At 72.5% G+C, this 14,523-nt stretch carries 11 protein-coding genes; 8 read left to right on the top strand and 3 right to left on the bottom strand.

All coding sequences use genetic code 11. The annotated features are described in order from the left end of the window. Positions 1 to 30: 30 nt before the first annotated feature. Entirely contained in the window at positions 31 to 1,641 is a 1,611-nt protein-coding gene (locus ABD230_RS13225; RefSeq protein WP_344374938.1) for a flavin monoamine oxidase family protein, read from the bottom strand. Between the two features lie 146 nt (positions 1,642 to 1,787). On the opposite strand from ABD230_RS13225, the gene ABD230_RS13220 reads away from it, so the two are divergent. Beyond that, on the top strand, positions 1,788 to 2,351 hold the full coding sequence (locus tag ABD230_RS13220; RefSeq protein WP_344374934.1) for a helix-turn-helix domain-containing protein: 564 nt from the start codon (positions 1,788 to 1,790) through the stop codon (positions 2,349 to 2,351). Positions 2,352 to 2,366: 15 nt separating this feature from the next. Here the strand turns inward: ABD230_RS13220 and ABD230_RS13215 are convergent, their stop codons facing one another. Then, positions 2,367 to 3,872, bottom strand: a complete 1,506-nt coding sequence (locus tag ABD230_RS13215) for an alanine/glycine:cation symporter family protein (RefSeq protein ID WP_344374931.1) — start codon at positions 3,870 to 3,872, stop codon at positions 2,367 to 2,369. A 140-nt stretch (positions 3,873 to 4,012) separates the two neighbouring features. On the opposite strand from ABD230_RS13215, the gene nusA reads away from it, so the two are divergent. The 4 genes from nusA (at position 4,013) to rbfA (ending at position 8,708) form a co-directional block, all read left to right on the top strand. Then, positions 4,013 to 5,011: a transcription termination factor NusA gene (gene nusA, locus ABD230_RS13210; RefSeq protein WP_344374928.1), complete on the top strand. Its 999-nt coding sequence runs from the start codon at positions 4,013 to 4,015 to the stop codon at positions 5,009 to 5,011. Between the two features lie 57 nt (positions 5,012 to 5,068). Continuing rightward, on the top strand, positions 5,069 to 5,314 hold the full coding sequence (locus ABD230_RS13205; protein ID WP_344374925.1) for a YlxR family protein: 246 nt from the start codon (positions 5,069 to 5,071) through the stop codon (positions 5,312 to 5,314). A gap of 87 nt (positions 5,315 to 5,401) precedes the next feature. Beyond that, on the top strand, positions 5,402 to 8,179 hold the full coding sequence (infB, locus tag ABD230_RS13200) for a translation initiation factor IF-2 (protein ID WP_344374922.1): 2,778 nt from the start codon (positions 5,402 to 5,404) through the stop codon (positions 8,177 to 8,179). 79 nt (positions 8,180 to 8,258) lie between these two features. Continuing rightward, positions 8,259 to 8,708 carry a 30S ribosome-binding factor RbfA gene (rbfA, locus tag ABD230_RS13195; protein WP_344374918.1) on the top strand — a complete coding sequence of 150 codons (450 nt, stop codon included), beginning with the start codon at positions 8,259 to 8,261 and terminating at the stop codon, positions 8,706 to 8,708. Positions 8,709 to 8,729: 21 nt separating this feature from the next. Here rbfA and ABD230_RS13190 read toward each other — a convergent pair whose 3' ends face one another. Next, entirely contained in the window at positions 8,730 to 9,647 is a 918-nt protein-coding gene (locus ABD230_RS13190; RefSeq protein ID WP_344374915.1) for a LysR family transcriptional regulator, read from the bottom strand. Positions 9,648 to 9,771: 124 nt separating this feature from the next. Here ABD230_RS13190 and ABD230_RS13185 point away from each other — a divergent pair, with 124 nt between their 5' ends. The 3 genes from ABD230_RS13185 to ABD230_RS13175 all read left to right on the top strand — a co-directional run bounded on the left by ABD230_RS13185 (position 9,772) and on the right by ABD230_RS13175 (position 14,458). Next, a complete protein-coding gene (locus tag ABD230_RS13185) occupies positions 9,772 to 11,142 on the top strand; it encodes an MFS transporter (RefSeq protein ID WP_344374913.1) in 1,371 nt (456 codons plus the stop codon). Between the two features lie 194 nt (positions 11,143 to 11,336). Beyond that, a complete protein-coding gene (locus ABD230_RS13180; protein ID WP_344374910.1) occupies positions 11,337 to 13,061 on the top strand; it encodes an NAD(P)/FAD-dependent oxidoreductase in 1,725 nt (574 codons plus the stop codon). Next, a complete protein-coding gene (locus ABD230_RS13175; protein ID WP_344374909.1) occupies positions 13,058 to 14,458 on the top strand; it encodes an adenylate/guanylate cyclase domain-containing protein in 1,401 nt (466 codons plus the stop codon). The genes ABD230_RS13180 and ABD230_RS13175 overlap by 4 nt, the downstream gene beginning before the upstream one ends. Positions 14,459 to 14,523: the final 65 nt, after the last annotated feature.

Genomic DNA, 14,523 nt, shown 5'->3' with positions numbered 1-14,523 from the left:
GGGCGTGCCGTGGCATCCGCCCACCGATCCTCAGGAGAGGGCGACCGCCTTCGCCGCCCGCTCCCCGGACTCGACGGCGCCGTTGAGGAACCCGTAGTACTCGACGCTCGTGTGCTCTCCCGCGAAGTGCACGTTGCCCTCCGGAACCGCCGCGACGCCGAACAGCTCGGTGTACTGGCCCGGCTTCTGGCAGGTGTACGCGCCCTTGGCCCACGGGTTCGCGACCCAGAAGTCCCGATACGAACGCCCGGTGTACGCCGCGGTGGCGCCGGGGAAGATCGGCTCGAGCTGCGCGAGGTAGGCGTCGACCTGAGACGCCGGCGCCGGGCCGAAGGCCGCGCCCGTCCACGCCTTCACCTGGTCGCCGGCGGGGAAGAAGTTGAAGACGCCCGCAGGGAGGGGCTGGGCGGCCGTGTCGTCCCAGCCGCACTGGAAGCCCTCCTTGTCCGTGTACGCCGCGCCGCCGTAGCCCTGCTCGACCCACGGCCGGCTCGACAGTTCGACGTGCAGCTTCGCGTTGGCCCCGAGGCCGACCTCGTCGATCGCGCGGCGCTTGAGGGCCGAGAAGCCGGATCCGTCGAGGTCGCAGTCCCTGAGCGTCGAGAAGGGCAGCGCCAGGACGACCCGGTCGGCGACCACGTCGGCGGTCGTCGTGCCGTTGCGGAAGCTGAGCCGCACGGTGCCGTCGGCGAGACGCGTGACGGCGACCAGCTCGCGGTCGTACTGCACGGTCCCCGACGGCAGTTGGTCGATCATCCGGCTGACGATCTGGTCGTTGCCCCCGCGCACGCCGTACTTCTCGTCGGCGCCGTTGACGGGGGAGAGGCTGTTCTGGGCGTTCCAACCGAGCAGGTAGACGAGGTTCAGCGCCGACTGCTCGTGCGGCTCGAGGCCGTACTCGGCCATCACGTTGGACTGCATGAGCCTGCCGAATCGGCCGGCCGTGCCCCCCGGGATGACCTCGTCGATCCACTCGTCGACGGTCATGGCGTCGAGCGCGATGCCCGAGGCGGTGGAGGAGTCGAACGTCTGGCAGTAGGGCGCCGAGGCGAGCGCCGACTTGAACGCCTGGTAGACCTCGCCCCAGTCCTCGTCGGCGTCGTCGTAGGGGTAGTCGGCGCCGTCGATCCAGTACTTGTCCTCGAGGCCCTGATAGCTGCCGCCCGCGACGACGTCGAGGCTCAGGCCGAGGTTGGAGGCGAGGTTGCGGATGGCGTTGTGGTCGGTGTTGATGAGCGAGCCGCCGTGCTCGACCACGAAACCGTTCGAGAAGTGGCCGCGGAGCGACCAGCATCGGCCGCCGGCGCGCGTGTTCGCCTCGTACACCGTCGACGGGATGCCCTTGACCCGCCAGAGCCAGTGCGCCGCGCGAACGCCGGCGAGGCCCGCGCCCACGATCGCCACGCGGGGCGCGGCGGCCTTGGCCGCCGTGGCCGCGTTCGCCGGGGCGGCCATCGCGAGCGCCGCGCCCGCGCCGAGCGCGGCGCCGCCGCGCAGCAGCGTGCGACGCGAGATGGCGCCGGGTTCGTCGCGGCCGAGCACGTCGGCGACCGGGACGCCGGTGCGGTCCGATTCCGCGTGGGCGCGGATGATGCGTCCGATCCGTGCGCTGATGGGGGTCGTGCCCATGCGTCCTGCCATGATGAGAGCCTCGCGATCCGTCTCGAAGTGGGGTGGAGTGCTGCTTAACATGTTGCTTAGTGCCATTGAGCAGCAATCCATGGCCCGCGTCAACACCCGGGCGGGGCGCGGCGACGACGGGGCCCGGGGTCCGAGGGGAGGCAGGTGTGTCCGATGACGGCGGCGAGGGGGTCGGAGGGCAGGTCCGGCGCTACCGGACCGCGCGACGGATGTCGCAGCGCGCGCTCGGCGCGCAGGCCGGCGTGACCAGCGGGTTCCTCAGCCAGCTCGAGACCGGCCGCGCGAACGCGAGCGTCTCCACGCTCCGCCGGCTCGCCGACGCGCTCGGCGTCTCGCTCGCCGACCTCGTCGCGCCGGGGCCGGTGCCCTCCGGCCGGGTCGTGCGCGCCGACCGCCGTCGGCGGTTCTCCGCGACCGACGGGATGGTGAAGTGGTTCCTCACCGAGCCGCCGCACGGGCACGTCGAGATGTACGCCGTGGAGATCGAGCCGGGCGGCTCGACCGGGCCGCACCAGTACCGGCACGGACACGCCGAGGAGGTCATCCTCGTCACGCGCGGGCGCGTCCGCGTCGAGCTCGCCGAGGAGGCCTACGACCTCGGGGAGGGGGACACGATCGTCTTCGCGAGCAGCACGCCGCATCGCGTCGCCAACCCGGGCGAGGACCGGGTCGAGCTCGTCTGGGTGAACTCGCCGCCGACGCCGGAATGAGCCGGCCCCGCCCCCTCACTCCTCGTGGTGCAGGTGGTCGCGGTGCTTGTCGGCCTGGTGCTCCGCCACCGACAGGTCGATCGGTCCCGTGACCGACCGCTCGTCGACCCAGCACTCGATGCCCGTCACGCCCGGCAGCCGGTCCCGCGTGAACACGGGATCGCGGCCCTGGCGGCGCTGGTGGGTGTAGTCGCCGAGGAGCCGGAAGGCGATGCCGGACAGCAGGGCGATCGCGATGAGGTTCACGAGCGCCATGAGGCCCATGATGCCGTCGGCCGTGTTCCAGACGAGGTCGCTGGCGGCGACCGATCCGACGAAGATGGCCACGACCACGAGCGATCGGTACGTCGCGAGCAGCCACCGCTTCGGCGAGATGAACTCGATGTTCGACTCGCCGTAGTAGTAGTTGCCGAGGATCGAGCTGAACGCGAGCAGGAACACGACGATCGTGAGCAGGACGCTCGCCCAGGGCCCGAGGTTCGCGACCATCGCGTCCTGCGTGAGTCCGATGCCGCGCTCGGCGTTCGCGAGGTCGGGGTTCGACACGAGGATGATGAACGCGGTGACCGTGCAGACGAGGAAGGTGTCGAAGTAGACGCCGAGGGTCTGCACGAGGCCCTGCTTGACGGGATGCGTGACCGCCGCGCTGGCTCCCGCGTTCGGCGCCGAGCCGAGGCCGGCCTCGTTCGAGAACATGCCCCGCTTGACGCCCGTGAGGATGATCGTGCCGAGCGCCGCGCCGACGACCTCGTTGAACCCGAACGCCTCGGTGAAGATGGAGGCGAACACCTCGGGAAGCCGGGTGATGTTCAGCGCGACGATGATGAGCCCGACGAGCAGGTAGATCAGCGCCATGAGCGGCACGACGGCCTGGGTGACGTGCGCGATGCGGCGCACGCCGCCGAAGACCACGAGGCCCGTGAGCACGGCGAGCACCGCCCCGGCGACCCACGCGATCCACTCGCCGCCGCCGTCGGGCGCGACGGCGCCCGTGAGCGACGCGCTGATCGTGTTCGCCTGCAGCGACGAGAACGCGAACGGGAAGCAGACGATGAGGATGACCGCGAAGAGGATGCCGGCCCAGCGCGCCTTCAGGCCGCGTTCGATGTAGTACGCGGGCCCGCCGCGGAAGCCGTCCCTGTCGCGGACCTTGAACAGCTGGCCGAGGCTGGACTCCACGAACGCGGAGGCGCCCCCGATGAAGGCCATGAGCCACATCCAGAAGATGGCGCCGGGCCCGCCGATCGCGATCGCGGTGCCCACGCCGGCGATGTTGCCGACGCCGACCCGCGACGCGGCCGAGATGGTGAAGGCCTGGAAGGCCGAGACGGACTGCGGCTCGCCCGACTCGTCGCGCGGGGTCCTGTCGGTGAGGGTCCGGAACATCTCGGGGATGAGGCGGAACTGCACGACGCCGGATCGCACCGTGAAGTAGAGGCCGAGCAGCACCACGACGGGCAGCACGATCCAGGTCCAGAGCGTGTCGCCCGCGGCGAGCACGAGGTCGTTGAGCGCGTCCATCGCCCCAGCATGCCAGCCCGCTTCCGGAGCGCCCGGGAGCGAGCCGTCGTCGGCGTGGCTCCGCCTCCGCGGCATCCGGTACGCTTGAGTGTTCCGCCCACGAGGGGAGGCGGACTGAGAGCTGAATATGGGAGGCCGGAATGGACATCGACCTCAGCGTGCTCCGAATGATGGAGCGCGAGAAGGAGATCCCGTTCGACGAACTGGTGCAGATCATCGAGCAGGCGATCCTGATGGCCTACCTCAAGCACACGAACCCCGGCCAGCACGGCCACGCGAACCCCCGTGGCGCCCGCGCGCACCTCGACCGCAAGACCGGTCACGTGTCGATCTACGTCCCCGAGTACGACGAGGAGGGGAACGTCATCGGCGAGGCCGAGGACTCCCCGAGCGACTTCGGGCGCATCGCCGCGTTCGCGGCGAAGCAGGTCATCAACCAGCGCCTGCGCGACATCGCGGACGACGCGGTCCTGGGCGAGTTCCGCGGCCGCGAGGGCGACATCGTCGCCGGCGTCATCCAGCAGGGACCCAACCCGAAGATGGTGCACATCGACCTCGGCACGGTCGAGGCGATCCTGCCGCCCGAGGAACAGGTGCCCGGCGAGGACTACCCGCACGGCGCCCGCATCCGCGTCTACGTCACGAGCGTGTCCAAGGGCACGAAGGGGCCGTCGATCACGGTCTCGCGCACGCACCCGGCGCTCGTCCGCAAGCTGTTCGCGCTCGAGGTCCCCGAGATCGCGTCCGGCGTGGTCGAGATCGTCTCGCTCGCCCGCGAGGCGGGCCACCGCACGAAGATCGCCGTGCGCGCCAACCAGCCCGGCGTGAACGCGAAGGGCGCGTGCATCGGCGAACTCGGCCAGCGCGTGCGGGCGGTCACCGCCGAGCTCGGCAGCGAGAAGATCGACATCGTCGACTGGAACGAGGACCTCGCGACGTTCGTCGCGTCGGCGCTGTCGCCGGCCAAGGTCACGAGCGCCTACGTCATCGACGAGGGCACGCGTGCGGTCCGCGCGCTGGTCCCCGACTACCAGCTCTCGCTCGCGATCGGCAAGGAGGGCCAGAACGCCCGCCTCGCGGCGAAGCTCACCGGGGCCAAGATCGACATCCAGCCCGACTCGATCCTCGACCAGGCGTGACGGCTCCTCCCCGCCGCGGCGGGCGCGGTCGGGAGGCGCCCAGCGTGGAGGTGTAGGATGGAACCCGTCAGAACGTGCATCGGATGCCGTTCGCGCGCCCCGCGATCCTCACTTCTGAGGATCGTCGCCCAGTATCCTCGAGTCGTCGCCGACACGTCGGCGGTGCTCCCGGGGCGCGGCGCGTGGCTGCATCCGACGCTCGAGTGCTTCCGACTCGCCCAGCGACGGCGCGCCTTCGGGCGCGCGCTTCGCGTGAGCGGCGATCTGGACACATCCGAAGTAGAGAACAGGCTGAACGGCTAATGGACAACTCATGAGCGGCTCGAAATGAGACCCGTCCGCCATTGATGGTCCGCCCCTGTCCGGGGTCGGACCCGGAACAGGAGAGAAGTGGCTGCCAAACCACGAGTGCACGAGATCGCCAGCGAGCTCGGCGTCGACAGCAAGGTCGCGCTCGAGAAGCTGAAGGAGATGGGCGAGTACGTCAAGGGCCCGTCGTCCTCGATCGAACCCCCCGTCGCGCGTCGCCTGCGCGCCGCCCTCGAAGGGGCGAGCAAGGCGAGCGCGCCCGCGGCGGCGGCGAAGCCCGCTGCGGCGAAGCCCGGCCCCAAGCCGGGCCCGAAGCCCGCGCCCGCGCCCGCGGCGACCCCGGCCGACGCCCCGAAGAGCGTCGCCGAACGCCAGGCCGAGGCCGAGCAGAAGGCGGCCGCTGCGGCCGCCGAGAAGGCGGCGACCGAGAAGGCCGCCGCGACGTCGTCGGCGCCCAAGCCCGGCGGCCCCAAGCCCGGCGCGCCCAAGCCCGCCGACGTCGCGCGTCCCGGCGCGCCCAAGCCCGGCGGGTCCGCCCCGCGTCCGGGCGGTCCGCGCCCCGGCGCGCCGCGCCCCGGCAACAACCCGTACTCCAGCTCGCAGGGCATGGGCCAGCGGCCGAGCCAGCCGCGCCCGGGCAACAACCCGTACTCGAGCTCGCAGGGCATGGGCCAGCGGCCGAGCCAGCCGAACATCCCGCGGCCCCAGCCCCCGCGTCCCGGCTCGCCCCGTCCGGGCGCGCCGCGTCCCGGCGGCGGTGGCGGCGGCGGCCGTCCCGGCGGCTTCCAGCGCCCCGGCGGCGGTGGCGGCGGCCAGCGGCCCGGTGGCGGCGGCGGCGCCGGCGGCGGCTTCGCCGGTCGTCCCGGCGGCGGCTTCGGCGGCCCGCGTCGCGGCCGCGGCCGCCGCGGCCGCGGCCGCGGCGGCCGCACCGCGGGTGCCTTCGGTCGCGGCGGCGGCAAGAGCAAGGCGCGCAAGTCGAAGCGGACGAAGCGGCAGGAATTCGAGATGCGGGAGGCCCCGTCGCTCGGCGGCGTGAGCGTCCCGCGCGGCGACGGCAACACCGTCATCCGCCTGCGCCGAGGCGCCTCCATCTCGGACTTCGCCGACAAGATCGACGCGAACCCCGGTTCGCTCGTCACCGTGCTGTTCCACCTCGGCGAGATGGCGACGGCGACGGAGTCGCTCGACGAGGCCACCTTCGAGGTGCTCGGCGCCGAGCTCGGCTACAAGATCCAGGTCGTCTCGCCCGAGGACGAGGACAAGGAGCTCCTCGAGGGCTTCGACATCGACCTCGACGCCGAGGAGGCGGAGGAGTCGGACGAGGACCTCATGCCGCGTCCGCCGGTCGTGACCGTCATGGGTCACGTCGACCACGGTAAGACGCGACTGCTCGACGCCGTCCGCAACGCGAACGTCGTCGCGGGCGAGGCCGGCGGCATCACCCAGCACATCGGTGCGTACCAGGTGCACACCGAGCACGAGGGCATCGACCGCGCGATCACCTTCATCGACACCCCGGGTCACGAGGCGTTCACCGCCATGCGCGCCCGTGGTGCGCAGGTGACCGACATCGCGATCCTCGTGGTCGCGGCCGACGACGGCATCATGCCGCAGACGGTCGAGGCGCTGAACCACGCCCAGTCGGCGAACGTGCCGATCGTGGTCGCGGTGAACAAGATCGACAAGCCCGACGCCAACCCGGCCAAGGTGCGCCAGCAGCTCACCGAGTTCGGCCTCGTGGCCGAGGAGTACGGCGGCGACGTCATGTTCGTCGACGTCTCGGCGCGCGAGAACATCGGCATCCAGGAGCTGCTCGACGCAGTGCTCCTGACCGCCGACGCCGGGCTCGACCTGCGTGCGAACCCCGACAAGGACGCCCGAGGCGTGGCCATCGAGGCCAAGCTCGACAAGGGCCGCGGCGCCGTGGCGACCGTGCTCATCCAGTCGGGCACGCTCAAGGTCGGCGACGCGATCGTCGCGGGCACGGCCTACGGCCGCGTCCGTGCGATGAGCGACGAGAACGGCGAGCCGGTCGAGGCCGCGACGCCGTCGCGTCCGGTGCAGGTGCAGGGCCTCTCGAGCGTCCCGCGCGCCGGCGACACCTTCCTCGTCACCGAGGAGGACCGCACGGCCCGTCAGATCGCCGAGAAGCGCGAAGCCGCGGAGCGGAACGCCCAGCTGGCCAAGGCCCGCAAGCGGATCTCGCTCGAGGACTTCACCCGTGCCCTCGAGGAGGGCAAGGTCGAGGCGCTCAACCTCATCATCAAGGGCGACGTGTCGGGTGCCGTGGAGGCGCTCGAGGAGTCGCTGATGAAGATCGAGGTGGACGACTCGGTGCAGCTGCGGATCCTCCACCGCGGCGTGGGTGCCGTGACCGAGAGCGACATCGACCTCGCCACGATCGACAACGCGATCGTGATCGGGTTCAACGTCCGTCCCGACGTCAAGGCGCGCGAGCGCGCCGCCCGCGAGGGCGTCGACGTGCGCTTCTACAACGTCATCTACAACGCGATCGACGACATCGAGAACTCGCTCAAGGGCATGCTCAAGCCCGAGTACGAGGAGGTGCAGTCGGGCGTTGCCGAGATCCGCGAGGTGTTCCGCTCGTCGAAGTTCGGCAACATCGCCGGCTGCATCGTGCGCTCGGGCACCATCACCCGCAACGCGAAGGCGCGCGTCATCCGCGACGGCGTCGTCATCGCGGACGGGCTCGCGATCGAGTCGCTCCGCCGGTTCAAGGACGACGTCACCGAGGTCCGCACGGACTTCGAGTGCGGTATCGGCCTCGGCAAGTACAACGACATCCAGGTCGGCGACGAGATCGAGACGACCGAGATGCGCGAGAAGCCGCGGGTCTGATCCCACGGTGCGGGGCCCCGCTCGTCACGAGATGAGCGGGGCCCCGACCCCTCCCACCAGAACGGAAAGGCAGGCCATCATGGCCGATCCGCAGCGGGCCAGGAAGCTGGCCGACAGGATCAAGGAGATCGTCGCCCGCCGCCTCGACAAGGGGCTGCGCGACCCGAGGCTCGGGTTCGTCACGATCACCGACGTGCGCGTCACCGGCGACCTCCAGCACGCGAGCATCTTCTACACCGTGTACGGCACCGACGAGGAGCGCCGCGACTCGGCGCTCGCGCTCAAGGCCGCCACGGGGATGCTCCGCACCGAGGTCGGGCGCAACATCACCGCCCGCCTCACGCCGACCCTGGAGTTCATCGCCGATGCGGTGCCCGAGAACGCCAAGCACATCGAGGACCTCCTCCGGGAGGCGCGCGAGCGCGACGCGGCGACGACGGTGGCCGCATCGTCCGCCCAGTACGCGGGCGACGCCGACCCGTACGTGAAGCCGCGCGAGGTCGACGAGGACGAGGCCGAGGCGCGCTGAGCCCGACGTCGCGAGCGGGCGTCAGCCCGCCGGCGACGGCCGACCGAGGAGCGCGTCGGAGACCTCGGCCATCCGCCCGCGCAACGCGGCGATGAACGCGACCGCCGTCGGCTGGCGCAGGGCCTCGGGCCGGCAGACCAGCCAGTACGGCAGCCGTTCCTCGATCTCGTCGGGGAAGATCCGCACCAGGTCGTCGTGCCGGTCCGCGAGGAACGCGGGCAGGAGGCCGTACCCGGCGCCCGCACGCGTGGCGTCGACGTGCACGTACACGTTCGTGCTCGAGACCGCGTCGACCATCCGTCTCGTCGAGCGGCGCGCGGTGTCGAGCGCGTCGACCTGCAGCATCGACTCGATGAAGTACACGAGCGGCTCCCCGGCCAGTCCGTCCACCGACGCCGGCGCGCCCCGTCGCTCGAGCAGCGTGCGGCTCGCGTAGAGCCCGAGCACGTAGTCGCCGAGGTGGGTCGCCTCGGCGCGGTGCACGTGCGGTCGGCCGACCACGACCTCGAGGTCCACGCCGACGCGCTGCGCCGCGGCGCGGCGGGTCGCGGCCACGATCTCGAGGGAGACGCCCGGGTGCCGCTCCCGCAGCGCCGCGACCGCCGGCGACGCGATGAACCCGCTGAACCCGTCGGTGGCCGACAGCCGCACCACGCCGGCGAGGGCCGGCTCGTCGGGGGAGAGGCCCCGCATCGCCCGCTCGACCTCCTCAGCGGCCGCGACGGCGTGCTCGCCGAGCGGCGTCAGCACCCACCCGGCGGCGCCGCGAACGAGCACGCGCCCGCCGAGCGACCGCTCGAGCGCGTCGATGCGGCGGGCGATCGTGGTGTGGTTCACGCGGAGGCGTTCGGCGGCTCCCGTGTACCGACCCTCACGGGCGACGGCGAGGAGCACGATGAGGTCGTCGGCGCTCGTCGGCCGGCGGGGTGTCGATGGCATCTGTGCAGCTTCGCACATCGCAGGTGCGATCTTCGTCATTGGTCTGCACGGGTGTGCACGCGAGACTCAACCGGTGGCGCGACAGCGTCAGCACCCCACCACGTTCCATGCGAAGGAGCATCGAATGACCCAAGCACCCGTCAAGGAGGCGAGCGCGACGTCCGGCACCTCCGGCCTGCGCCGCGTCGTCACCGCGTCGATGGCCGGGACCGTCGTCGAGTGGTACGAGTTCTTCCTCTACGCCTCGGCCGCCACGCTCGTGTTCGGCACCGCCTTCTTCCCGCCGTCCGAGGACCCGTACGCCGGCATCATCGCCGCGTTCCTCACGTACGCCGTGGGATTCATCGCGCGTCCGCTCGGCGGCATCGTCTTCGGGCACCTCGGCGACAAGTACGGACGCAAGCGGCTGCTGCAGTTCAGCATCATCCTCATCGGCGTCGCGACGTTCCTCATCGGATGCCTGCCGACCTACGCCCAGGTGGGCCTGCTCGCCCCGACGCTGCTCGTGGTCCTGCGCTTCCTGCAGGGATTCGCGCTGGGCGGCGAATGGGGCGGCGCCGTGCTGCTCGTCGCCGAGCACAGCCCGTCCGAGCGCCGCGGCTTCTGGGCGAGCTGGCCGCAGGCCGCCGTCCCGGTCGGCAACCTCCTCGCCACGCTCGTGCTCTTCGTGCTGAGCTCGACCCTGTCCGACGAGGCGTTCCTCGGCTGGGGCTGGCGCGTCGCGTTCTGGCTGTCCGCGGTGATCGTCCTCATCGGCTGGTACATCCGCACCAAGGTCACCGACGCGCCGATCTTCCTCGAGATGCAGGCCGAGCGGGATGCCGCCAAGGCGACCAGCTACGGCGTGCTCGAGGTCATCACGCGCTACCCGCGCGGCGTCGTCACCGCCATGGGCCTCCGCGTCGCGGAGAACATCCTGTACTACGTGGTCGTGACGTTCTCGATCGTCTACCTCACGCAGGTGGTGCAGGAGGGCACCGCGAACACGCTGCTCATCCTGGTCGCCGCGCACGCCGTGCACTTCGTCGCGATCCCGGTCGCGGGCAACCTGTCCGACCGCTTCGGCCGGAAGCCCGTGTACGCGCTCGGCGCGGTCCTCGGCGCCTCGTGGGCGTTCTTCGCCTTCCCGCTGATGAACACCGGCAACCCGATCGTCATCTGGGCGGCCATCGCGCTCGGCCTCGTCTTCCACGCGCTCATGTACGCGGCGCAGCCCGCGATCATGGCGGAGATGTTCCCGACGCGCATGCGCTACTCGGGCGTCTCGCTCGGCTACCAGGTCACGTCGATCTTCGCCGGCTCGCTCGCGCCGATCATCGCCACGAGCCTGCTCGGCCAGTTCGGCTCGAGCGTGCCGATCGCCATCTACGTGGCGATCGCGTGCGCGATCACGCTCGTCGCCGTCGCCGCGGCGCGCGAGACCCGGGGGCTCGACCTGCGCGAGCTCGACGCCGCCGACCGCGCCCGCACGGAGGCGACCGCCACCGTCGGCTGACCCGGCGGTCCGACCGCGGGCCGCGGCGGGGTCCCGGGGCGCACGCCTCCGGACCCCGCCGTCCGGTCGATCCGGCCGACGTGCCGTGCGGCCCTGTCCGTCGGCCCCGGCGCCGGGGTACACTGCGGGGCGTCGGCGCCCGGACGTCGGCGCCGTGGACGGGTTGCGCGTCCGGCCCGTCGGAGGAGGGGTCAATGTCGAGCGTCGCACCGCCGGTCATCCTCGTCGTCGCGCGCGATCGCGACGCCCGCAGCTCGGTCGTGGCCGAGCTCGAGCGCCGCTACGCCCGCGACTACCGCATCGAGCAGGCGGTCGACGAGCACGAAGCGGCGGAACGCATCGACGCGATCGCCGAGGAGGGCGGGCTCCTCGCCCTGATCCTCGCCGACCGGGCGGGCGACCTGGACGGACGCACCGTGTTCTCGCGTGCGCGCCGGAGGTTCCCGGACGTGCGACGCGGTCGGCTCATCGAGTGGGGCCAGTGGGGCGATGTCGCAGTGCGCGACGAGATCCTGTCGCTCATGGGCGCCGGCGAGCTCGAGTACTACGTCATCCGCCCGTGGCACACCCCGGACGAGTACTTCCACCGCACCATCACCGAGTTCCTCCTCGAGTGGGAGCGCTCGATCGGCCTGCGACCCCGCGAGGTCGCCGTCATCGGCCGCACCGCGCTGCCGCGCACGCACGAGCTGCGCAGCCTGCTCGCGCGCGGCGGCGTGCCGCACGAGTGGCTGGATCCGGGCTCCGCGGCGGCGCGGGACCGCCTCGCCGCCTCGGGCCTCGACGCCGTGCCCGAGGAGCCCGTCGTCGTGATGCTCGACGGTCGCGTGCTCCGGAACCCGGGCAACGCGGAGCTCGCCGAGGCCTACGGCCTCACCACCTCGCTCGGCCCGGAGCCGTCGGCCGACGTCGTCGTGGTCGGCGCGGGGCCGGGCGGGCTCGCGGCGGCGGTGTACGCCGCCTCCGAAGGCCTGGACGTGCTCGTCGTGGAGCGCGAGTCGATCGGCGGGCAGGCCGGGTCGAGCTCGCTGATCCGCAACTACCTCGGCTTCTCGCGCGGCATCTCGGGCTCGGAACTGGCGCAGCGCGCCTACCAGCAGGCGTGGGTCTTCGGCGCCCGCTTCGCGCACGCCCGCGAGGCCGTCGCGATCGAGGTCGAGGACGGCGGGTTCGTCGTGCACGTCGCGCCGGAGGACCACATCCGGTGCCGTGCGATCGTGCTGGCCACGGGCGTGTCGTACCGCCGGCTCGGCGTCGCCGAGCTCGAGCGGTTCGAGGGCGCCGGCGTCTTCTACGGTGCGTCCGCGATCGAGGCTCAGGGCGTCGCGGGTCGCCCCGTGTTCATCATCGGCGGCGGCAACTCGGCGGGGCAGGCCGCGCTCCACCTGGCGCGGTACGCGGCATCCGTGGCCATCCTCGTCCGCGGCACGGGCCTCGCCGAGAGCATGTCGCAGTACCTCATCGACCAGCTCGATGCGCAGGGCGTCCGGGTCCACACCCGCGTCGAGGTGGTCGGCGGCGGGGGCGACGGGGCGCTCGAGCGCATCCGGCTGCGCGACCGCGACACCGGCGAGGAGCACGACGAGGAGTGCGCGGGCCTGTTCGTGCTCATCGGGGCGTCGCCGCGCACCGAGTGGCTCCCGCCCGAGATCCTCCGCGACCGCTGGGGCTACGTGCTCACGGGGCCCGAGGTCGTCGCCGCGCCCGAGCGGCCGGCATGGACGGTCGACCGCGAGCCATTCCCGCACGAGACGAGCGTGCCGGGCATCTTCGCCGTGGGCGACGCGCGCCGCGGCGCGATCAAGCGCGTGGCCTCGGCCGTCGGCGAGGGGTCGGTGGTGGTCTCCTCGGTGCACCGGCGGCTCGCGGAAGCCGCCGCCGCGGACGCGGCCGCCGAACGCGGGAGCGGTCCGACGTGACCTCTGCGGCGTCCGGCACCGGTCCGGCGGCCCCGCGGCCGCCCGCCGGACGCGTCGCCTGGACCGCCGTCGTGCTCGCGATCCCACTGCTCGGGCTCGGACTCCTCATCGCCCGGCCCGCACTCGACCTCGAGTGGGAGCACCAGCCCACCCACTTCTGGCTCGTGCTCGCCGCGGGCGCGATCAACGCGGCCCTGGCGTGGGCGGTCGCCGCAGCCGCTCGCCTGCGGCGCGACCCGCGGCTCGTGCTCGTGTCGCTCTCGTTCCTCGCGGCGGCCGGGTTCCTCGCCCTGCACGCGCTCGCGACGCCCGGCGTGCTGCTCGCGGGCAGCAACACGGGCTTCGCGCTCGCGACTCCCGTCGGACTCACGGTGGCCGCCGTGTTCGCGGCGTGGTCGAGCGCCGACCTCGACGGGGCGCACGGCGCCCGGGTGCTGAAGATGACCCCGTGGCTCATCGTCGCGCTGCTCGCGGTGATGGTCGCCTGGGGCGCGGTCTCCCTGCTCGAGCTCGGCCCGCTCGCGGGCGCGCCGCCCGAACGGCTGGACGCCCCCTTCACGGTGCTCGCGGTGGTGGGGCTCGCCTGCTACGCGATCGCCGTCGTCCGGTACCTGCGGATGCCGCGGCATCCCGCCTCCCCGCTGCCGCTCGCGTTCGCCGCCGCGTTCACGCTGCTCGCCGAGGCGGAGATCGCGGTGGTCTTCGGACGCAACTGGCACCTGTCGTGGTGGGAGTGGCACGTGCTCATGCTCGCCGCGTTCGTGCTCATCGTGGTCGCCGCGCAGCGGTCGTGGCGCGAGGAGCGGTGGGCCGGACTGTACACGCGCGAGACCGCGGCGGGGGAGCGGGAGGTCTCGATCCTCTTCGCCGACCTCGCCGGCTTCACGCGCTTCTCGGAGCAGCACGAGCCCGCCGAGGTGACGGCGATGCTCAACGCGTACTTCACCGACGTGATCCCGCCGCTCGTCGGACGCTACGGGGGCCGCGTCGACCGCCTGATCGGGGATGCGGTGATGGTGGTGTTCGAGGACGGCGGCGCCGACGGCGGTCACGCCAAGCGCGCCGTCGGCGCGGGTCTCGCCCTGCAGCAGGCGGCGTCGGCCGTGCAGGCCGAGCACCCGGACTGGCCGCGGTTCCGCGTCGGCGTGAACTCGGGCGAGGTGAACGTGGGGATCCTGGGCACGGGCGGCGGCAGGACCTACACCGTGATCGGCGACGCCGTGAACGTCGCGTCGCGACTCGAGGGCCTCGCTCCGGTCGGCGGCGTCGCGATCGGCGCGGCGACGGCCCGCCTGCTCGGCGATGAGGCGATCACCAGGCCGCTCGGCGCCCTCGAGGTGAAGGGTCGCGACGCGCCCGTCGAGGCCTTCCAGCTGCTCGGACTCGCCGGCGGCTGACCCGCCGTCGGCGCCCGGCACGTCTCGGGGCGGGGCCGACGCGGCGGCGGGCCGGGGCGGGATCC

Origin of the sequence: Agromyces tropicus, from assembly GCF_039531345.1 — a bacterium.
Classification (GTDB): domain Bacteria; phylum Actinomycetota; class Actinomycetes; order Actinomycetales; family Microbacteriaceae; genus Agromyces; species Agromyces tropicus.
The sequence above is the reverse complement of the archived record's forward strand: the minus strand, read 5'-3'. Positions and strand labels throughout refer to the sequence as shown.